13 protein-coding genes are annotated in these 21,059 nt (G+C 54.3%); 6 read left to right on the top strand and 7 right to left on the bottom strand.

What is annotated here, in order from left to right; all coding sequences use genetic code 11:
- Positions 1–21: 21 nt before the first annotated feature.
- On the bottom strand, positions 22–528 hold the full coding sequence (locus tag SH287x_RS12450) for an acetolactate synthase (RefSeq protein WP_479514638.1): 507 nt from the start codon (positions 526–528) through the stop codon (positions 22–24).
- Positions 529–687: 159 nt separating this feature from the next.
- On the opposite strand from SH287x_RS12450, the gene recG reads away from it, so the two are divergent.
- Positions 688–2,802 (top strand): ATP-dependent DNA helicase RecG, encoded by a 2,115-nt coding sequence (gene recG, locus SH287x_RS12445; RefSeq protein WP_479514637.1) that lies wholly within the window; start codon positions 688–690, stop codon positions 2,800–2,802.
- Positions 2,803–2,877: 75 nt separating this feature from the next.
- Here recG and SH287x_RS12440 read toward each other — a convergent pair whose 3' ends face one another.
- Positions 2,878–3,750 carry a YbaY family lipoprotein gene (locus SH287x_RS12440; RefSeq protein ID WP_479514636.1) on the bottom strand — a complete coding sequence of 291 codons (873 nt, stop codon included), beginning with the start codon at positions 3,748–3,750 and terminating at the stop codon, positions 2,878–2,880.
- A gap of 535 nt (positions 3,751–4,285) precedes the next feature.
- Between SH287x_RS12440 and SH287x_RS12435 the strand changes: the two genes are divergently transcribed.
- The 4 genes from SH287x_RS12435 (at position 4,286) to SH287x_RS12420 (ending at position 9,703) form a co-directional block, all read left to right on the top strand.
- Complete coding sequence (locus SH287x_RS12435; protein WP_479514635.1) at positions 4,286–6,265, top strand: ABC transporter ATP-binding protein; 1,980 nt, start codon at positions 4,286–4,288, stop codon at positions 6,263–6,265.
- Positions 6,262–8,109 (top strand): ABC transporter ATP-binding protein, encoded by a 1,848-nt coding sequence (locus tag SH287x_RS12430; protein WP_479514634.1) that lies wholly within the window; start codon positions 6,262–6,264, stop codon positions 8,107–8,109. Before SH287x_RS12435 ends, SH287x_RS12430 begins: the two co-directional genes overlap by 4 nt.
- A gap of 124 nt (positions 8,110–8,233) precedes the next feature.
- The gene (locus SH287x_RS12425) at positions 8,234–8,773 is read left to right on the top strand and encodes a hypothetical protein (protein ID WP_479514633.1); all 540 of its coding nucleotides are present in this window, start codon (positions 8,234–8,236) and stop codon (positions 8,771–8,773) included.
- A gap of 81 nt (positions 8,774–8,854) precedes the next feature.
- Entirely contained in the window at positions 8,855–9,703 is an 849-nt protein-coding gene (locus SH287x_RS12420) for an ExeA family protein (protein WP_479514632.1), read from the top strand.
- A 386-nt stretch (positions 9,704–10,089) separates the two neighbouring features.
- Here SH287x_RS12420 and SH287x_RS12415 read toward each other — a convergent pair whose 3' ends face one another.
- The 3 genes from SH287x_RS12415 to SH287x_RS12405 form a co-directional block, all read right to left on the bottom strand.
- On the bottom strand, positions 10,090–10,710 hold the full coding sequence (locus SH287x_RS12415; protein WP_479514631.1) for a transposase: 621 nt from the start codon (positions 10,708–10,710) through the stop codon (positions 10,090–10,092).
- Positions 10,711–11,076: 366 nt separating this feature from the next.
- Positions 11,077–12,261 carry a hypothetical protein gene (locus SH287x_RS12410; RefSeq protein WP_479514630.1) on the bottom strand — a complete coding sequence of 395 codons (1,185 nt, stop codon included), beginning with the start codon at positions 12,259–12,261 and terminating at the stop codon, positions 11,077–11,079.
- 124 nt (positions 12,262–12,385) lie between these two features.
- A complete protein-coding gene (locus SH287x_RS12405) occupies positions 12,386–16,741 on the bottom strand; it encodes a secretin N-terminal domain-containing protein (protein WP_479514629.1) in 4,356 nt (1,451 codons plus the stop codon).
- Between the two features lie 379 nt (positions 16,742–17,120).
- On the opposite strand from SH287x_RS12405, the gene SH287x_RS12400 reads away from it, so the two are divergent.
- Positions 17,121–19,208 (top strand): M3 family metallopeptidase, encoded by a 2,088-nt coding sequence (locus SH287x_RS12400; protein WP_479514628.1) that lies wholly within the window; start codon positions 17,121–17,123, stop codon positions 19,206–19,208.
- Between the two features lie 292 nt (positions 19,209–19,500).
- Here the strand turns inward: SH287x_RS12400 and SH287x_RS12395 are convergent, their stop codons facing one another.
- Positions 19,501–19,788: an FmdB family zinc ribbon protein gene (locus SH287x_RS12395; protein ID WP_479514627.1), complete on the bottom strand. Its 288-nt coding sequence runs from the start codon at positions 19,786–19,788 to the stop codon at positions 19,501–19,503.
- A gap of 133 nt (positions 19,789–19,921) precedes the next feature.
- Positions 19,922–20,848, bottom strand: a complete 927-nt coding sequence (locus tag SH287x_RS12390; protein WP_479514626.1) for an ABC transporter permease — start codon at positions 20,846–20,848, stop codon at positions 19,922–19,924.
- Positions 20,849–21,059 lie beyond the last annotated feature (211 nt).

Here is a 21,059-nt window from a genome sequence, read left to right as displayed (position 1 = left end):
CCGAGGCAGATATAAGTCTTGTTAAATGTCTTCGTCATCTTGCAACAGGCTGCCATCTGTCAGCACTTCCAGGCCAGCCGCACGAAGAGCCTGAGCTGCCCGGTCGTTATCGTCGACAAACAAGGCCACCGCCCCCATCCCATTTTTTCGGAAAAGCAGCGGGTAAGCGTGGTGAATGTTGATTTCGGCTTTCACCAATTGGGTGCAGACGTTTGTAAAAGGCTTTTCTCCCTCAGGGAGCAGCACGCCAATCACATCGCTTTCGCTGAAGGGAAATCCCGATAACTCCAGTTTTTCTCTGGCTCGATCGGCATTGCTGAACATCAGGCGGGCGATGGCAAAATCAACCGAATCAACCAAAGAGACGGCAATGACTCGGGTGTCGCTCGACTCGACCAAACGCATCAGGTCGTTGAGCCTTCCAACCCGGTTTTCGAGAAAAACGCAAAACTGCCGCAGGCATGGCCAATCCAGCCCGTGCATGGTTTCTGCCGAGACCGTGTCCTGATCATCAAAACCCATCGACATGGCCCAAGTTCCCTCTACGATGTTGGAAAGTCGTCGTGACTATTCTCACCACGTGTTTTACCGTAAGACATATTTCTCATTGTTTGACGTTAAGAAGCTATGTTGAGACAGGGCCGGCGTCAATTCTGACGTGCCTTGCTAATTGATGATCATTGAACCGTGGTTGAACTGACGCCCTCCACCAGCATCGAATTTCTGCGGACAGTTGGCCCTCAACGTGCGGCCTGCCTGTCGCGTTTGGGCATCTTCACGGTCGAAGATCTGCTGCTTTTTATGCCTCGGGATGTGCTGGATCTCACGAAAACCACACGTATTGAAAGCCTGATTGAGGGAGCCGTGCAAACGGTTCGTGGCGTTGTGGTTGACCGGGACACGCGGGTTTCGCGCGGACGAAGCATGGTGGGCGTTCTGCTCAAAGCCGACGGTGGCTACCTCCGCTGTGTCTGGTTTAACCAGCCTTATGTGTTCAAAAAGTACGAACCCGACGCAGTACTGCTTGTCACAGGCCAGCCCAAATTGCGCGATGGACGCTGGGAAATGACTCATCCACAGATTCAACGACTGGAACAGGATGATCAGCAGGCCGGGCCGGGAGTGTTGCCGAGATATCCCCTTACAGAGGGAATTTCCATGCACGAGATGCGGCGGATGACGCGTGCTGCGGCTGAAGACTGCGCCGAATTGATGTCGGATCCTGTCCCCCTCAGCTTTCGGGCGATCCATCAATGGCCTTCCCGGGCGGAAGCCTGTCGTGGGCTTCATCTGGCGGCTTCGGTCGATGAATACGAACGCTCGCGAAGGCGATTACTTCTGGATGATCTGCTGGAATTCCAATTAGGACTGGCTCATCGTCGTCGATTGCGTCATGAGCAGCAGACGTCGATTGCTCTTACCGCTGACGCCCGGATCCGTGCGAGAATTTCCCGGTTGTTCCCCTTTGAATGGACAGCAGGTCAAACTCAGGGTTTATCAGAAATTCTGCAGGATATGGCTCAATCCCGCCCGATGCACCGCCTCTTGCAAGCGGATGTTGGTGCAGGAAAAACGGCTGTGGCGATTGCCGCCATGCTGGTAGCCATTGCCAATAAAAAACAGGCGGTGCTGATGGCCCCGACGGAAGTCCTGGCCCGGCAGCACTTCGAGACACTGGATCGGCTGCTCGTTGAAAGCAGCGTGGAACGTCGATTGCTGACAGGCTCACTGACACCCGCCATGCGGAAGACGACGCTCGCCGAGATGGAGTCTGGACAGGCCCAGATCATTGTCGGAACCCAGGCACTGATTCAGGAAAGTGTCAAATTTCAGGATTTAGGGCTGGTAGTTATTGATGAGCAGCACAAGTTCGGGGTCGAGCAACGTGCCCGTTTTACCCAGGGCAATCTTGTTCCTCACCTGCTGGTCATGACAGCCACGCCGATTCCGCGAACACTCTGCCTGACCGCGTTTGGCGATCTCGACATTACCATCATCCGCGATATGCCTCCGGGACGCCTGCCCGTTTCGACGCATGTCGTAACGGAGGCGAATAGCGCGAAGAATGCGTGGGATTTTGTACGTGGAAAGTTGAGCGAACAGCGTCAACTCTATGTGATTTGCCCTCGTGTGGAAGCTGTCACAGCAGATAGCACCGCAAGCCAAACTGGACAAACGGCACCTCCTAACAGCAAGGTCTGGGGAAGCGCGGAGGCACTCTATGAACGTCTCAGTACGCGTGAACTGAAGGACTTCCGCGTGGCTCTGTTACACGGACGGATGTCGACCGAGTCCCGCAACGAGGTGATGGAGCGGTTCCGACAGCAGGAAATTGATGTGCTGGTGGCCACAAGTGTCATCGAAGTGGGGGTCGATGTACCGACCGCCACGCAGATGATTGTGTACCATGCCGAACAGTTTGGACTTTCGCAGTTGCATCAGTTTCGCGGCCGCGTAGGACGGGGAAAAGTGCAGGGATTTTGCTTCCTGTTCACGAAGTCTCCCGATGGCGATGCTCTCTCGCGATTGAAAGCTCTTGAGCAAACGACCGATGGCTTTGCCGTGGCGGAAACCGACTTCCAATTCCGCGGGCATGGCGACATTCTCGGCACCCGGCAGCACGGGCAGACATCACTCAAGCGGGCCGATCTGATCCGCGATGCCGAACTGGTGGAAACAGCGCGCGCCCTCGCCAACTCCATTATCGAATCCGGCCAATTCGATACCCCCGAGTTCCTCACACTCCGCAGACTGGTTCATGAGCGGTTCCATAAACTGGAAGAGACCACTCAGGCTGGATAAGACGAATCAGGCCCGGTCTCTTAATAGAAACCGGGCCTGATTTCTGCAAATTCTATCTACAGGACACGGTGACGCTTAGCGACCAAACCCGCCCTGGAAAACAGGTGCGGCGACAGCCCGTGTCAGTTCGACATCCACGCTGCGATTGGGATTGCCGCGAGTGATCACAGGGATGGGTGTTGGCGTTGACCACTGCAACCGGCCTTGCGTCCAGATCTGTGCGTCGATCCCATAAATCCGGCGTTGATCAATTTCGTTGCCGTCAAAGTTCAGGCGGAACGAAACCGGGACATTGCGGGGATTCTCAATGACTTCATCCACCATCACTCGAGGAAACCGAGGGTTGTCGGTGATATCTACGAGGCGAATTTCCACCACAGAGTTAGCTGGCAAAGCCACTCGTTCACGATAGTTGACCGTTCCCACGAGTGTGGACAATCGCGCGGGAGGTGTGGGAGCCAACGAACGCTCCAACCGGACGGTTCGGTTGGCCAAAGTCCGATCCCGGTGATTCCAGATCAGAAAATTGACGTATCCACGTGAGTCGGCTCGTTTCTGGATTTCATCGCCAACGTCAAACAACTGACCATTCACAATCCCCACCTGGAAGCCATTGATGGTGAGAATAATGTCATCGACTTCCAGGCCGGCCCGACTGGCTGGCGTGGGACGATAGACCTCGGTAATCCGCACACCGACATCAAAATCTTCCCCTTCAATTCCCAGTTTCCAACGGGGAACATTGGGTTGTGGAAACTGCGGAGTCGGCGGATACAACTGAGGCTGAACGAGTCGCGGGTCAACTCCCAGATCGCCGCGCGTCCGATTGTCCGGCTGAAAAGTTCCCAGTTGAGCAAAGACCTCGCTCACCGGCGCCAGACACAACATGGCCCAAAGGCCTGCCAAACCCACTGACCGGCCGATACCTCGGCTCAACATCCTTGCCATACGAAACTCCTGAGTTGTACTGCTGAAGGGACAATTTGCAGCCCGCACCGACTGCTACGACCAGAGCAGGTCGGCAACGGTTTCATCCTATTTTTCGCATGATCGGTAGTATTTTGTCCATCGGGAAACCATGAAATCTTTGCCAGCACCATAATCTTGTCGTTAAACAGACGAACGCCTGTGCGTTGCCCGTGTCCTCTGATCGTGTCAGACTTTGGCTTTTGTTCTATTAAATCACCCCTCTGCCCTCTGATCATGTCCACGAAGAGGCCACAAGCACTTTGAGGAAATCATCCTGACGGTTGACTTTTCTGGATTGGAAAATCGCCAGCAGGAAGAATAATCTTCAGAGTCCCGTTTTAAAAAAGCAGTTCTCTGGGGATATCGCAGGCCAAAGTTCCCTCAGCCTTCTTTTTGCCTTCAATCCCCGATTGCCACATGGGAAGACAACGCGACCAGCCCTCTTTTTGATTTTTCCGGGCCATCAAGGCGGCTTCCCTGTTGTCTTCACTTCTCCAACTGATTGGTCAGACGATTGTCCTCTGCCTCAAGTCATCCTGCCCCCGTATCCCCTGTTGAAATCAAGCAGACAGAAATCAAGCCGACATCACGAACTCTTGTCTGGCGTCTGCTGGGTCTGGCGTGGCGCTATCGTGCCATGTGCTTTAGTGTGGTCGTTCTGAACGGTTTGGTGGCAGCCTTTGGAGTGGCTGGTTTTCAACTGACGGGACTGGGCATTGATGTCGTGCGGGGGGCCGTTGATTCAACCGCCCCGGCACCTCAATGGCCGCTGGGCTGGAACCCACCCAGTGACTTCACGCTGACACATCGGCTGGTGGTGGTCGGAAGTTTGATGGCTTTGCTGGCGGTGTTTTCACTGGCCACCAAGTTCTATGCGGCCATTATGTCCTCAAGGCTCAGTCAGCAGATTGTGATTCAGCTTCGGACAGATGTTTACGACAAGATGCAGCGGCTCTCCTTCCGCTATTTCGATGATCACGACAGCAGTTCACTGATCAATCGCGTTGCAGGAGACGTCCAGGCGGTTCGTCAATTTGTTGATGGCGTTGTCATCAAGTTTGTGGTGGTCATCATCACACTGATCGTGTGCATCAGTTACATGCTTCGTTTGCATGTGGGGCTTACGGTGGCCTGCCTGGCGACAACGCCGCTGTTGTGGTGGGGAGCCGTCTGGTTCGCCCGGATTTCCCGTAATCAGTACCAGAAAGCGAGCAAGCTGGGTGATGAAATGGTGCGGGTGCTCTCTGAAAATATTCAGGGAATCCAGGTCATCAAAGGCTTTGCCGCAGAAGACCAGCAGATCCAGCGATTTGCCGAGGCCAACAAACAGATCGTTGATCAGAAGTACCAGATTTTCTGGAACCTCAGCCTCTACCAACCAATCATGGGGATCCTGACTCAGGTGAACATGCTTGTGCTGATTGGCTACGGCAGCTATCTCACAATTCGCGGAGAACTCCCACTGGGGACAGGCTTGTTTGTGTTTGCCAACCTGCTCCATGAGTTCGCCAATCAGGTCGGACATGTCACCAATATCGCCAACAGCATTCAAAGCAGTCTGACGGCTTCAGAGCGGGTGTTTGAAATTCTTGACGCACCACTGGAAGTCAAATCTCCCGAGCATCCCCAGCAGCCATCACTCATTCGGGGTGAGTACCAACTGGAGGATGTTCGCTTTGGATACCTTCCGGAAAAGCCTGTGCTTCAAGGGATCAGCCTGAAAATCCCTGCGGGCCAGATGATCGGGATCACAGGAGAAACAGGTTCGGGCAAGACAACTCTGTTGTCGCTACTGGCTCGGTTCCACGACCCGACGTCTGGACGTATTTTGCTGGATGGAGTCGATTTACGAGACTGGGATCTAGGCAACCTGCGCCGGCAGATTGGCATGGTTTTTCAGGAGAGTTTTCTTTTTAGCAATACCGTGGCAAATAACATTGCCTTCGGGAAACCAGAGGCCACAGCCGTGGAGATTGCCCATGCCGCCCGGCTCGCTGCTGCTGATGAATTCGTGTCGGAAATGCCCAACCAGTATCAGAATATTGTCGGTGAATATGGCACGAATCTTTCCGGCGGCCAGAAACAGCGGCTCGCTCTGGCACGGGCAATTCTTCTTCAACCCAGTGTTTTGATTCTGGATGATGCGACCGCCGCCGTCGATGCGGAAACCGAGCACGCAATTCAAACCACGCTCAGTTCATTCCGGGGGCTTCACACGATCATTCTCGTTTCCAGCAGAGTCAGCACGTTGCGACATGCCGACAATATTTTCGTCCTTCATGCGGGGTTGATCGCTGAAGAAGGGGATCATCACCAGTTGATGCAGCGACGTGCTCACTACTTCAAAATGGCACAGCTTCAGGCATGGGAACAAACATTGTCCGAAGGTGAAGTGTCTCAGCCAGACGACGTTCCCCCCTCTGGCCCCCTGATTCAGAATCATTCTGGTTCAGAAGCGAAAAAAACGGGCGTGGTCAAAGGAGGACGATCATGAGTCGAACACCCCTCCAGGAGACCATTGGCCAAGTGGAAGGACTGACGAAGGTTGTCCGCAAAGAGGAGGCGGATGCCCAGACGCGACCGCTCGATTTTCGTCTGATCTCGCGGATCCTTGCCTACATGCAGCCCTACACGGCCAAGCGGAATGCACTGCTGGTCGCGGTCGTGCTACGGGCCATTCAGCTTCCGGCACTCACGTGGGCCATTGCGCTCACAATTAACGGCCCCGTCGCTTCCAACGATATTCCGGGAGTGTGGTTTGCTGCCGGAGGATTTTTTCTGCTGGCTGCCTCTACTCAGTTCGTCATGCATTTCCGCCAGCGTTATGCGTTGGAATTGGGCGAAGTGGTGGTCAAGGACTTGCGCAACGAATTGTTTGCCCATCTCCAGCAAATGCCGCTCAGCTTTTATAACCGCACGAAAGTTGGCCGTATCATCAGTCGCATGATTTCGGATGTCGAAGATGTGCGGGTCGGTGTTCAGGAAGTGCTGTTCGTCAGTCTGGTGGCATTTGGCCAGCTCATCGTCGCCGCTCTTTGCATGCTCTATTACGATGTCGAGCTGTTTCTGCTGGTGCTGTGTATGGCGCCTGTGCTCTGGTTGATCAACCGCTATTTTCACACATGGATGAGCGAACTCCTGCGACAACTGCGAGAGTCTTTCAGTCGGGTGACAGCGACGCTGGCTGAATCGGTGCTGGGTGTCCGGGTGACACAAGGGTTCAGCCGGCAGGATGAAAACGCCCGCCTGTTCAAAGCACTGGTTCAGGATCACTCGCGTTACAACACTCGCGTGATGCAAGCTCAGGGGCTGTTCCTGCCATTGCTGGAATTCAATAGCCAGTTTTTCGCGGTGCTGCTGCTGGGAGTGGGAAGCTATCGAGTCCTTCAACCGGATTCGACACTGACGATCGGGGAACTGGTCGGCTTCTTTTTTATGGCGAACATGTTTTTCTCTCCCATTCAGATTCTGGGAAATCAGTATCACCAGGCCCTGACGGCGATGGCTGGTGCAGAACGGCTTTTCGCCCTGCTGGATACTCCACCGGAATGGACAGATCTTCCCGACGCAACGACTTTGCCAACCGTCAGAGGCCATGTGCAATTCGACAATGTCTATTTCAGTTACGAAGCTGATCGTCCGGTCTTAAAAGGTATCAACTTTCAGGCACAACCGGGCCAGACCATTGCCCTGGTCGGGCATACGGGAAGTGGAAAAACATCGATTATCAATCTCGTCGCCAGATTCTGGCTTCCGGATTCTGGCGAAGTGCGTGTGGATGGCATCAATCTGCGAAATGTCACCGGCCACTCGCTGCATCAGCAGATCGGAATTGTCCTCCAGACCAACTTCCTATTCGCCGGCACAGTGCTGGATAACATCCGCCTGCCGAAGCCTCACGCCACAATCGAAGAAGTGCAATCGGTCTGCCAGCAGTTGGGGTGTTGGGAAGAATTCCAATCGCTCTCGCATGGGCTGGAAACCAATGTGGGTGAGCGTGGCACGCAACTTTCGCTGGGACAGCGGCAGATGGTTTGCTTTGCCAGGGCACTGCTGGCTGACCCGCGCATTCTCATTCTGGATGAAGCCACCAGCAGCATCGATATTGTGACGGAAATTCGGCTGCAACAGGCACTCAAGATTGTCCTTCAGGGACGTACCTGCTTTGTCGTTGCCCACCGCCTGAGTACCATTCGTGAAGCCGACATGATTCTGGTGCTGGAACATGGCGAAATTGTCGAACGAGGAACCCACTCGCAACTGCTAGCCCAGAATGGAGCCTATTCCCGGCTGCATGATCGTTTCGTCCATGCCGTCACACTGGCTTCGCATGAGTAAGGAGATCTCGTCAAAATCGGAATAATCGCTCAAGTCGTGCATTTGGGTCTGACGATAACGAGCGATAGCGGCCCATCCGGGCCGACTTTTTTCACCGCCACGCCCTTGTTTGGGAGTCATTACGATGTCCCTGTTGCCCACAATTGCAACGATTGGCGTCCGCGGCGTGGTGGCATTGCTCTTCTGTGGCAGCCTGATCCTGGGGGCTGCCTGGATGGTTGCCCCTGAGCGTTTCTCTTCACTGATCTGGTCGGAACCATCAGCTACCGGCGAAGCGAGTCAGGTGGATGAACTGCTGGCAGAACTGGAGACCACTCCGTTTCATGCTGCCCAGCCTCCCAAGGCTCTCTCAGTGACAGGTTCAACAACCGACTCGTCTCCTCCGAATCCTCTCCCAGGTGAAACGATAGGCCCGCTGACATCTCCGAAGGGCATTTTGCTTGTCTCCGGGGAGGAAGTTTTGGCTCCTGAAACTCTCACTTTCACCGATGATCAAATCACGTCCTCTGAGACCTCAAAACTTCAAACGTCCCCTGACGAATCGGGAGTCTGGTTGCTGGGAACGATTGAAATCTCATCACCACCAGTTCACTCCATTGAAATTACGCCGGGAGAATCCACCCACATCACGGGAAAAACGGATTCAATACCGCCACTCCGCTAATAAAAACGTTCACAGATAAAAACGTTCACAGTGGTTTGAGACATTTTTCCCGAACCACTGAAATTTGCAGGTAAAAGAAACATGTACGAAGCTTATTGGAACCTGGATCGTGCCCCATTCGGTGGTGAACTTCCCGCACAGGGATTTCTGGAAAGCCGATCGCATCAAGCCGCTGTGCTGAAACTTCGATATCTCGTGGAAACCTCGAAAGGGGCCGGCCTGCTGGCTGGACAACCTGGCTTAGGCAAAACCACGGTTCTGGAAGTTCTGGCCCGCGACTTCAAAGAAAGCCATCGGAAGAATAAAAGCAGCGCTCGTGTCCGATTTGTCCCGATCCTCTTTCCGCAACTCACCTCCTCTGAACTCTTGGGCTACATCGCTTCAAAGCTTTCTCCCGAAGGTGTCGACCATGCGGAAACCAACGCCATGGACACTAATCTGCAAACCATCGAACGACGCCTTGAAGCCTTAACGACCCAGGGAGTCAAAACGGTTCTACTGTTTGATGATGCCCAGTTGATTGAAGACCGAAAAGTCTTTGGCACCATTCAATCGCTGATGAATCTCTCGCAACCCGGCAAGATGGAACTGGTCACCATCTTCTCTGGTCAGTTGGAACTGGTCAGTGCCTTGCGACGACAGAAACCACTCGATGAACGACTGGCATTCAAATGCCTGCTGGTGCCTCTTACGCAGGAAGAAACCACACAGTATGTCATCTGCCGGTTGAAAGCCGCTGGGGGAAAAGCGGAGATTTTCACCCCTGATGCTCTGCAAGCCATCCACCTGCTGGCAGCTGGTGTGCCACGCCGCATCAATCGGCTGTGCGACTTTGCCCTGCTGGTCGGATACTCAGAGAACCTGCAGCGTCTGTCTGCGGAACATATTCATGCGGTGGCGGAAGAAATGCTATCAGCCATGGCGGCTTGATGTTTGTCATTTGTCCGTCGTCAGTTGTTTGAAGACATGGAACGACTATTTCAGCAGTAAGCCGATAAAGAAAACCCCCGGCTGCTTTGAAACTCCCCAGGCGATAGAGAAATCAATCACCAGCCTTACGACAAACACCGCCCAAACCCTACGAGAGCGAAAAAGATTTTCCCCCTCGCCCATTCCGATGGGAGTGGGCGGACCACAGCTCAAAAGTCACAAGGCGCCACCACGAGATAAACACCACCACTGTCTATCTACCTGCAAGCAGATCTTATGTATCTATGTGGTCTTAAGAGGCTGGTAAAAAAACTCATTAATAGATGGTTTCAGCTAGTGCAACGAACAAGAACTGCATAGCACAAGGCGGTTAGGGCCAGGTGGTTTCAGGCAGAGATGATCACCGGATGCCGGTCGTAGCGGATCCGGAATCTTCGTAACCCTCCCAGCCAACTATTCGTTCTCTCGACGACCCAGCGGATTTTCCCTAACCCACTCCCATGTTCCGTCTTTCTGCGGCGGATGTAGGGAATAATGCCCCGATTTCTCAGTTCAATTCGAGTCGGTTCGCTATCGTAACCCGCAACAGCATACAGGCGTTTGGGGCGTTTCCTGGGACGACCAGGAATGCCCGCCACATTAGGAAATTGCTCCACTGTTGGCAGCAGGCACTTCTGGTCGCTCCTGTTTCCCGCCGTGGCCAGCATCGCCAGTGGTGTTCCTTTTCCGTCGGTCATGGTTATGTGTTTTGTGCCTGGTTTTCTGCGGTTTACGGGACTGGGGCCACTCTCTGCCCCTCTGCCAAAAGCCCTGACATGCTTCAAATCGACGACCACAACCTCTAGATCCAGTGCCTGATGTTTTTGCAGCTTGTTCAAAATGGCCTGGTGCAATTTCTGCCAGAGGCCCCGTTCCTCCAGGTCGTTCAAGCGAACCAGTAAGCCAGTCGCAGGCGAGCGGTTTCTCCCGAGGAACATCTCTCCAGCGGCAACCGACTGTGAGCACAAACCAAATGACCTTCAATACCGTCTTATTGGCAATTTGCGGCCTGCCACCCCAACGTCCGGGAGGAGATTGCGGCGGTAGTAGTTCCATGGCAAACTGACAGATGGTATCAGGCAAGTGAGCCTGCATGATTTGGTTCCCCAGAGGTCAGATTGATATCTCACTTCTGGGTGGCGCAAATCTCGTGCCAATTGCCGGGCGCTTATTAAATTAGTTTTTTGTCTGTCTTTAAGCTATTCTTTAATAAAATTGCTGAAACCGGAACCCACAATACTAATTAAGGTAAAACACTGCGAAGTAGGTAGTCATCGACATCTTTCTATCGCGAACCACGCTAGCTCCTTCATCCAGACTGCGGTCTCTTCTCACTAATCATTGGCCAGGGGATGGCGATGTGATTCATTCGAGGCGTTGCTTTCACCTTGTGTCGCATTTTCTGTGGCGGATGGGATCTGCCCTGCTGTGGGTAGGGAGTGATCATCCAGTGAAATCGAGGCGCCGGCTTCTTCATAGCCGACTTGCACGATGCCTGGTGATTGTTCATCAGGGAGCAGATCATGGCTCGAAATTGACTTCGTACGAATGCGGGAAGAGGCCGGTTGACTTGTCGGTGCTTCTGTCATTCTCGCGGGGTTTAGTGACTGGTTGCCCCTGGGGGCAAGGTCGCTCGCCGCTAATGGATGGACTGCGGATGCGGGATTCATCGCAGCCTGACCAGCAGCCATCATCTCGGAGTAAGCCGCCAATTCCGATGCCTGACTCCCACGTGCCGCTGGATTTGAGTCGATCGCAATGGTGGTTGTTCTGACCGCCTTCTTTGCCGTCTCAGGAGCATTCGCAGTCCCGTCTGACTTCATTGCAAGCTGCGCCTTGCCATTGGTAGTCGAGGCGGGGCCGACAAACCGCTGGAGATCCATTGCAGCAGAGGCACTGGCTGGCTGATTCCCTTCAAAGCGAACAGAGATCATGTCGGAAAAGAGAGGGGTCTTGCGATCTTCAGGAATGAAGCGAATTCTCAAGCTACAGACCGCCGCATGGCTCCCTTTTCTCATGTAAGGGATAAAGACGTTGTAGGCCGGCCCCAGCGTATTCGATTTTCTATGAGCGTCCCAGATCTGGGAATCAAAATCGAACTGATGAACCGGCTTGGCCTGTTCTTCAATGGTTCCGATGTTATCAAAGACATAGGCACGAACGTCCCCTTTAACCGCCATCGGTACCCCCGAGCGGGCAGACATAAACATCACCTGGCCAGCGAACCCGCGACAAGGTTTGCCATCGGGATCACGGCCCTCAGCCGGATTCCACAGGCAGACAATTTGTCCGACGGGATTTTGCGCATTAGCGTATTGAACTTTCTCAGTCGTTTTTGGCCACCCTGCTGTCATTAACGAGGTGCAACCCGAGAAGGGCATGGTCGCCAAAATCAGCAATCCCAGACCCAAAGATCGGCCAAGCTGGCTTCGTGTCAATGGCAGCATTTCTGAAACCTGCCTCAGTCCGCACCACCACGCTGAAAGCTGCTTCGAAGAAACGTTCAGGGCAAGTTTCATCGTGGTTTCCATGTTAAAAACTGAAATGGCAGTGAGATGGGAAGCGGGCTGCGAAGAATCGAACTCTGAAGCGTCTTTTATCTGCACTGATTAAAGTGACAGGCAAAAGACCGTGTTTGCTGGATTATCTGCGGAACGGATTCCATTTTTTGCCGGGGTTTTTGGCCTCAGCACTTTTGGTTTCCGCTCCTGAAGAGCCTGCCTTGGGGGAATACTGTGATGTTGTACCGGAGGCTGATGCCTGCGAAGGCTTCATGCGAGTTGTGTCGTTTGGCAAATCGCCATAGGGATCTTCCATTCCTTCGGTCGCACTTGCCTGGATGATCGCAGGATCACGCCGAACATTTTTTGCCTGTCCCGGGACTTGAGGAACTGGTGGTTGTGGCAATAGCTCTGGGGCCACTGGTGTGGGTTGAGCTTTCATTCCCGGTGTTGCTGGAATGGAATCCGCCGGCAGAGCCGAAGGAGGAAGCTCGTTAATCCAATCGGGTTCACCCATCACAGGAGCATTGATGGCACGCAAGGGGCCGTGCATTTCTTCGGCTTCACATTCGATAAAGTGGAGCCGGCCCATTTCCACGTCCTTGATGAATTCCGAGTCAGCATCCGAAGAGATGACTCGTGGCGTGAGGAAGATCAGCAGTTCGGTACGAATATGGCTCTTGCTGTCATAGCGGAAGATGTGCCCGATAATGGGGATATCCCCGATGAAAGGGACTTTCCGTTCGCTGGTTTCATCAGCCGAGGTGATCATACCGCCCATGACGATTGTCTGGCCGTTAGGCACACTCAACGCCGTACGAGCGGCACTGATATCCTTGATGGGGGACTCAATCACGTTTCCGTTGGTGGCATCGGTGAAGATGGGGACTCCACCGCCACGGAACTGGCTGTTTTCCGCAATCACTTCCATCACGATAGTATTGTCGGGCGAAATTCGTGGCGTGACTGTGAGAATGATACCGGCATTATCCTGACGAATCTGAGGATTCGCCAAGCCGGTGGCTCCAATCTGCACCCCATCCACAATCGGAACCTGCTGGCCGACCTGAATCTGGGCCTGCTGATTATCCAGCGTGCGGATTTGTGGTCGCGAGAGCACCTGCAAGCGGCGGCGTGAGGCAAGAGCGCGAATCAGCACGTTGACCGATTCTGACCCTGCTGACAGCACCAGACCGCCATAACCCAGGTCGCTGTTGACGCGTCCCAGCGAGAAGCTCGACAAACCTTGTGATCCCACGGCACCGGGTTTCACGGTGGTGTTGTTACCCAGTGGCTGATTCGGATTGAGGAAGTTGAAACCAGGGGCAGCCGTCTGGGAGATCACGCGTTGAGTCGTTGTCTGCGTGCCGTTGGGAGACGTGGTGGTCTCGGTCAATGTCACCAGATCATCGACCACGCTGCGATCAAACAGAACAGAATCCTGGAGGCCCAATTCGACTCCAAACTCATCCACGTTATCCAATGTTACCTGGACGATCAGAGCCTGAATAATGACTTGTTTCGGAGCTTCATCCAGACTTTGAACCAGTCGGATGATCTCTTCAAAATAGCGAGGTGTCGCACTGATCAGCAGGCTGTTGGTGCCTGTTTCTGGCACCACGACAATTTCCTTTTCCAACTGCTCAATCGTGCTGATCAGGTTGGGATTTTGCTGTGACAATTGAAGCTGGGAATTCACAAACTGCGTAATGGCCTGCGAGACAGCGAGAGCCGGGCTGTTCTTGAGTTTGAACACCACGTTTTTGCGTTCCCGCAAGTCGGATTCATCCAATCGCAACAGGATCGCTTCGACCACGCGCAGGGCTTCTGCCCCGCCGATGGCTGTGATGCTGTTCGTTCGCGAATCGACGCTGAAGCGGAGTGGAATCAGGTTGCTTGAGGCATCATCAGCCCCTGCGACTGCCAATCCCAATTGCTGACGCAGGGCGTTGTTGCCGCCCCCCTGTTGAGAACCGGGAGCAAATAACTGCTGCAATTGCGTCACCAGTTGTGTGGCGTCGGCATTGGTCAGTGTGAAAACCTTGATTTCTGCCACAGCAGCTGTGGGGAGATCCAACTGACGCACCAACTCTTCCAGCAATGGCATGCTCTGTTCAGGAGCGGCGATCACCAGGCTGTTCATTCGTGTGTCAGGAGTGATGCGGATATCTGACAACATGCCAGAACGCAGGGCTTTTCTTGCGTTACCATCTGTTGCGAGGAACTGAAGAATCGCCGGGCGAACCTGACGGAACTCTTCTGCCACCTGATTTCCGCCCAGACCTGTCGCGGCCCCTCCCTGGTTGGCCGCTTGATTGGAAGGCGGGGAAAGTACGCTTTGAATGGCCGCATTGATCACGGCGGAAAGCTCGACCGCGACGGCGTTCTTCAACGGGATAATCTTGACCTGATTCACGGCGGCCATTTCGTCGCTATCAACCTTGGCAATCAACGCTTTCACTTGATCCAGGTCACGAGGACGTGCCCGCACAATGACTGAGTTTGATCGAGGATCGGCAATCGCGAGAACACGAGCACCCAAGCCCACTCGTGTGGCATAGAAAGCGGTGATGTTCGTCACCACTTGCGTGGCGACGGCGGTCTTCAGGCTGAACACTTCAAACTCTGACTCGGGATCTGTCGGCTGATCCAGTTCTTCAGCCAATTCCAATATTGCATCAAGGTCACTTTTAGGTGCCACAATGATCAGGGCGTTTGGCGTGTCCACTGGAATCAGCGCGACGTTCTGGCGAGGCTGTGTCGCCCGGCCAGGAAATTTCGCGAGGCTGTCAAAGACCAGCGTCAGCAACTCACTCATGGCTGGGGAATCGGTGTGTCGCAGATAGAGGACATGCAACTGGGGCGCTGTGGCTTCGCTGAGCTTTTCCAACTCGCGAACGACACGCATCACTTGTTCCACATCGGCTTCGTTGCCGCGAAGAATCAGGACACCCAGATCACCAATGGCTTCGATGTTCACGTCGCCTTTGAGGTTGGTGACGACATCGGCAATGGGGGATTGCGGGCCAATCGCGTTGGCCCCATCTCTGGCTCCATCTCTGGCCCGTGGCGGCGTCTGTGCTGCGGGTGCCTCATCGAAAGGATTGTTCGCAGGGGGTTGACGACCAGGAGTTTCTGCCTGGGCAACAACCATTCGTTTCTGCCGCGTCATCTTTTCCATGTCGGGGCGGAATTGAGCCAGCAGGATTGTGGCATTGGGTGTGGTGGTTACGATTCGTGCGTCGCTTGGCCAATCACCTTTGGTATCCAATGATGTCAACAGGTCGACCACCCCTTGGGCCACGACGTCGTTGCCATCGATATAAAGCTGATCGCGGTCATCATCGATGCTGACCATGAATTCAATGGCTGGCTGTGTCTTAGACGGTATGCGAGAGACGCTAAACGCGGGCTTTCCAGAACGCCCGGCATCAATCAGTCGAGCACTTTCTTTATGCGAACGATACAGAACCTTGGCCAGTTCTGTGGCCTTGTGCTGTCGTGGTTTGAAGGCGATGGCGACGTTCGGCCGTGCCTCGTTCTTGACTGCGGGCTTGATCTCGCTGGCGAGCATGGGATGTGTGGCCGGTGGAGCGACCGGCTGCATGAGCGGATGATTGGCGTGGGATGTTCCCGCTGGTGCAGGGATCTGTCCGGGAGCGATTCCCTGAGCCTCGTGATTGGCCTGAATGATTCCGCCCGAAGGAGCGCCAAAGGGCGATGCTCCCGCGTTGGACATTCCTGCCATCGGCTGACCGCCAACCTGCTGAATCGTGCCAGGCTGCATCATGGGCGGAGCAGGTTGCCCCTGAGCCTGGGCAAAAGGGTGTTGCCCATATGGCTGTTGCGCATATGGCTGTTGCCCATAAGGTGGCTGCCCGTAAGGTGGCTGGCCATAGGGCTGTTGACCATACGGTTGTTGGGCATACGGCTGCTGACCGTAGGGCTGCTGGGCTTGTGGAGGACGTGAGGTTGAGGCGATCTCGGCGGGTTGATACCGGGGACGAATGCTGGGGAGATCCATCAGAATCAGGAATCGCCCTTTTTCCACCAGACGGAAGCCCAGTGGCTCGATTTCCTTATTAAGAATTCGCACCGCTTCTGGTCGCGAGTATTCCTGTTTATCAATACGGGTGAAGCGGCCCGTGGGAACGCGCTCCATAATTAATTCCGATTCGGTCTCTTCCGCCAGTTGATCAAACACCTTCTGCCAGGGGGAACCCCAGTGCTGGAGTTTGACCCTGGGGCCTGATCCCTGCTGATCACCGACGGCAGGAGCATTCACTCCATAGCCCGAATTGGTATGGTGAGGTGACACTTGTTTCGGCCCGTTATTCAGTGGAATAATCGGGTCGCGAGCGAGGATCTCTCCCTCGATCAGAAGCTCTCCCTGGCAAAGGCACATCGCCGTCAACATCCGAGTCAGCCAGACTCGGTAACGTGACTGTGCAGGCAGGGAGTTTGCATCCAGCTGTCGAGACGGGATCGATGTCAGCATGTTGAAACCATTGAAATTGAGAGGCTGGCAAGAACTGCCGAAAGGACGGGCGCGAGGTGGGAAACGGAAGCACCCACTCGTCTATTCGGAATAAGAAACCATCAGGTATGAAGGAAAGGTCGCATTGTCTTGCCAGAATTCAGGTTCAAGTGGCCCCCATGGACACGTTTCTGGCACTCTCTGGCAGATCCTGCCGTTCCCTTGCCAGATGCCGGCTATTGACTCCAGAATTTCGACTGACCTTCGTCCGAACTCATCATGTTTCCCGGAAGTCATCCCTCAGTGGGATGTGGGATCGATGAGACAGCCGCGCACTCGCACGTTATTCTGTTCATAGAGAGTGATCATCTGGCCTTAATGTGCCCTTCCGGAGACTGCTATGACTGTTGCTGCCACCGACAATCCCCTGCTTGCCACCAGCGGGCTGCCTGATTTTGCCCGGATCGATGCGACTCATGTCGTCCCTGCGGTGCGGGCCACTTTGGAGCAGGCGTTACGCCAGCTGGATGCCATTGAATCGCATCTTCAGCCCACCTGGGAAGGACTGATGACCCCGATTGAAGCGATGGAACGGCCCTTTGCCTGGAGCTGGGGGCCTGTGGGACATCTGCTCGGCGTTCGCAATAGTCCCGAGCTGCGCACAGCCTATGAAGAAGTGAATCCTGAAGTCGTTCGCTACAGCCTGCGGGTTCGGCAAAGTGAGCCGATCTTCAAGGCGCTCTCCACCATCGCTCATGGGCATGAGTGGGAAAAACTTTCCTCGGCACAAAAACGGATCGTGAAAGACCGACTCAAAGATGCCGAGTTGGCAGGGATTGGCTTGCGCGGCGACGAGCGAAAACGATTTGGTGAAATCGAAGAACGTCTCTCTCAGCTCAGCACTCAGTTCATGAACAATTGCCTTGATGAAGTCAAAGCGTTTGGACTGGATCTGACCAGTGAAGACGAGATTGCCGGCTTCACCCCCACGCTCCGCTATTTAACCGCTCAATCGTGGAATCGTGCCAATCCCGAGAGCACGACCAAAGCCACGGCAGAAACTGGCCCCTGGCGCGTCACGCTCGACTTCCCCGTCTACGGCCCATTCATGGAGCATGCCAAACGTCGTGATCTCCGCGAGCAGGTCTATCGTGCGTTCATGACGTTGGCCTCAACCGGGGAACGTGATAACAAACCGCTGATGCGGGAATTGCTGAAACTTCGCAAAGAAAAAGCCCTCTTGCTCGGTAAGGATTCGTTCGCAGAAATTAGCCTGATGCGCAAGATGGCTCCCAGTGTCGACGCCATCCGGCAGATGCTCAATGAACTTCGCGACACCAGTTGGGAAGCGGGGCAAAAAGATCTCGCTGAACTGAGGGCCTTTAAGGTCTCACAAGGGGAATCCGATGAAGTGAAGCCTTGGGATGTCCCCTTTTGGGCCGAACGTTTGCGTGAAAATCGCTATTCATTCACCGATGAGCAAGTCCGGCCTTACTTCCCCTTTGAACGAGTGCTCGAAGGCCTCTTCGGCCTCATTCACCGGCTATTCGGTGTCACCATCGAACAGGCCCGGGAACCCGTCTCCTTATGGTGTGACGACGTGCGGTTCTATCACGTCCTGGATGAGCGTGGGCAGAAAATTGCCGCTTTCTATCTCGATCCCTACTCGCGTCCGGAAAACAAGCGGGCAGGTGCCTGGATGGACACCTGCATGCTGCGTCAGCGGGTGGGAAGTGAATTACAATTGCCTGTGGCATATCTGGTCTGCAATCAGACTCCTCCCGTGGGTTCACGTCCTGCGCTGATGACCTTTCGTGAAGTGGAAACGCTGTTTCATGAGTTTGGTCACGGCTTACAGCACATGCTGACCATCATCGATCATCCTGATGCCTCGGGGATCAATGGTGTCGAGTGGGACGCGGTCGAACTCCCCAGTCAGTTCATGGAAAACTGGTGCTATCACAAGCCGGTACTCATGGGGATGACACGGCATTTTGAAACTGGTGAACCACTCCCCGAAGATCTCTTCAATAAAATCGTGGCAGCTCGCACTTACCGCGCAGGATCTATGATGCTGCGTCAATTGCTGTTCAGCCTGACTGACCTGGAACTCCATCACGAGTATGACCCTTCCGGAGACGAAACGCCCTTCGATGTGCAAAGGCGGATCAGCGAGCGATGTGCCGTGATTCCTTTGATTCCGGAAGATCGTTCACTCTGCTCGTTCCAGCACATTTTTTCCGGGGGATATGCCGCCGGATATTACAGTTATAAATGGGCAGAAGTCCTCTCGGCTGATGCCTTCGGCGCCTTTGAAGATGCTGGCCTGGATGACGAAGCCGCGATTGGGCAGGTGGGGCGAAAATTCCGCAACACGATCCTTGCCCAGGGTGGCAGCCGACATCCGATGGAAATCTTCCGTGATTTCCGTGGCCGTGAACCCAGCCCCGAAGCCCTGCTGCGACACATGGGGCTGGTCAAGGCTTAAACCTACGACTCAGAATTGTTGCACACGCGAGGCTGAAACTCTCCAATCCTTCTCCCTGAGGGAGAAGGTGGCCGAAGGCCGGATGAGGGGGAATGTGTGGCTCTCTGTGGAACGGGAGCATGTTGTCATCGACGAGGGCTTATCGATGGCTATCTGAAACATGGATAGTTAAATGCCCCTCACCCCGGCCCTCTCCCGCAAGCGGGAGAGGGTGATTTGGGCAGGATCTCAGAGGGGTTCTGCACAAGATTTCCAGCGGTCAGGCTGTCGTGATAGAGACGTTATCCGGACGCTATTTGCGAATCATGTCCGGGCCATCGCCGCAGGTCTTTTCGTAGCCACCTTTTCCTTTGACGTACTTGGTGAAGCCCATTTTTTCAAGGTTCTTATCGGCCAGCTTGGTGGTATCGGAACGCTGGCTCCAGGGGCGTGCGATGCTCGCTGATGTCAGGCAACGCCTGACTGGCACTCCCGTTTCAGGATGAACGCTCAGTGCCTCGGCTGAGATGGATTGAAGAATCTCAAACCGTGCTCCGCCACTTCCATCGGGCAGCACTTCTTCATACACGTACATCGGCATCTCGCACCTCGATCCCGTGGTTTTTAGACCCGTTTCCGGGTCAATGTGGCGGCGTATGGACGTCATTTGTCCTGAAAAGCAGGGTTCTTACGCCGCCAGAACCCTGCAGTTAAAAGGGAAACCGCATGAGCGGTTAGGCCAAGTCGCGATCTTCAAACAGAATGAATGCCAACAAAATGCTCGCGGCGATGTAACAGAACGCATACAGCGTCGCCATGGCCAGATAGAGCGGTGGAACCATTGTTCCCGTCGAAATGGCAGTACTCATATTAAACCATTCGAGTCCCGGCAGGATGGTCGAAATCAGTTTCGCCATAAAAGCCACGAACTCAAAGCCAATCGCCCCCGACTGCACCAGCTGAGGTGTCAGGTTACCAATCACATAGATGGGGAAGCAGATCGACATATTGACCACAAAGGGGAGGCGAGTCGAGATTGCGACGCTCACTGCGCCCAGAATCGCCACTTCAAGGAATGTCAGCACCAGACCAGGGATCATTTGCAGGACGTCGGGAATACGTTGGGCAATCTCAGGGATTTCCTTGCTCGACTCGCGGGCGTCGTAGCCGATCTTGTAGAGGATCAGTAATCCAAAAATGATCGAAACCGGGATCATGTAAAGGAGGACGGTCTGAAGAATCCCGATGTACTTCCCGAGAATGAACTGGCGGCGGTTGATCGGCTTGGAAAGAAGTGTCATCGCCGTCTTGCCGTCAATTTCGTCGGCAATGCTGGTGCTGGCTGTCCAGGTTGCGATCAGAAGTCCACAGATCAGGATCGTGGTCAGTCCGCACTCTTTGAGCATCTTTACGTCTTCACCCAGCGAATAAAACGGCAGCCAGGTATTGATCAGCAGGAATGCCACCGTGGCGGCAATCGAGAGCCAGAAGACGGGTTGTCTAACCGCTTCCTTCGTCGTCGCCCGGGCAATAATCCCCCCCTTGGTTCCATAGGTGTACGCCATCAGGCCCGCAAACATCAGAAGCGCCCCGATGCCAAATGCCACCCAATTGGAGGTACTATTCGCCAGCTCGATACTGGAAGCAGCCAATAAAAACATGTCAGCCCTCAAGGATGAAAACGTTGCAATAAAAGGAGCAAACATTCGATCAACAGCCACTGGAATCCCGGGCGGAGATATCTCCGTGCCAAGTTCCCACTCTGGCGATGATACGACAGCCGGGAGCCGAATGCTGGTCTCCCGTGAGAAAAGACCTTAACAAATGAAAACCCGGCCCGTCGATTCAGTCACGAACCGCATTTCTTCCCAA

Source organism: Planctopirus sp. SH287 (assembly GCF_056500625.1).
This window is presented reverse-complemented; position numbering and strand designations above follow the sequence as displayed.

What these genes read in the sequence shown, in the direction of transcription:
- SH287x_RS12450 (WP_479514638.1), bottom strand. Translation starts at nt 528, where the DNA reads ATGTCGATGGGTTTTGATGATCAGGACACGGTCTCGGCAGAAACCATG.
- SH287x_RS12440 (WP_479514636.1), bottom strand. Translation starts at nt 3,750, where the DNA reads ATGGCAAGGATGTTGAGCCGAGGTATCGGCCGGTCAGTGGGTTTGGCA.
- SH287x_RS12430 (WP_479514634.1), top strand. Translation starts at nt 6,262, where the DNA reads ATGAGTCGAACACCCCTCCAGGAGACCATTGGCCAAGTGGAAGGACTG.
- SH287x_RS12425 (WP_479514633.1), top strand. Translation starts at nt 8,234, where the DNA reads ATGTCCCTGTTGCCCACAATTGCAACGATTGGCGTCCGCGGCGTGGTG.
- SH287x_RS12420 (WP_479514632.1), top strand. Translation starts at nt 8,855, where the DNA reads ATGTACGAAGCTTATTGGAACCTGGATCGTGCCCCATTCGGTGGTGAA.
- SH287x_RS12410 (WP_479514630.1), bottom strand. Translation starts at nt 12,261, where the DNA reads ATGAAACTTGCCCTGAACGTTTCTTCGAAGCAGCTTTCAGCGTGGTGG.
- SH287x_RS12405 (WP_479514629.1), bottom strand. Translation starts at nt 16,741, where the DNA reads ATGCTGACATCGATCCCGTCTCGACAGCTGGATGCAAACTCCCTGCCT.
- SH287x_RS12400 (WP_479514628.1), top strand. Translation starts at nt 17,121, where the DNA reads ATGACTGTTGCTGCCACCGACAATCCCCTGCTTGCCACCAGCGGGCTG.
- SH287x_RS12395 (WP_479514627.1), bottom strand. Translation starts at nt 19,788, where the DNA reads ATGCCGATGTACGTGTATGAAGAAGTGCTGCCCGATGGAAGTGGCGGA.
- SH287x_RS12390 (WP_479514626.1), bottom strand. Translation starts at nt 20,848, where the DNA reads ATGTTTTTATTGGCTGCTTCCAGTATCGAGCTGGCGAATAGTACCTCC.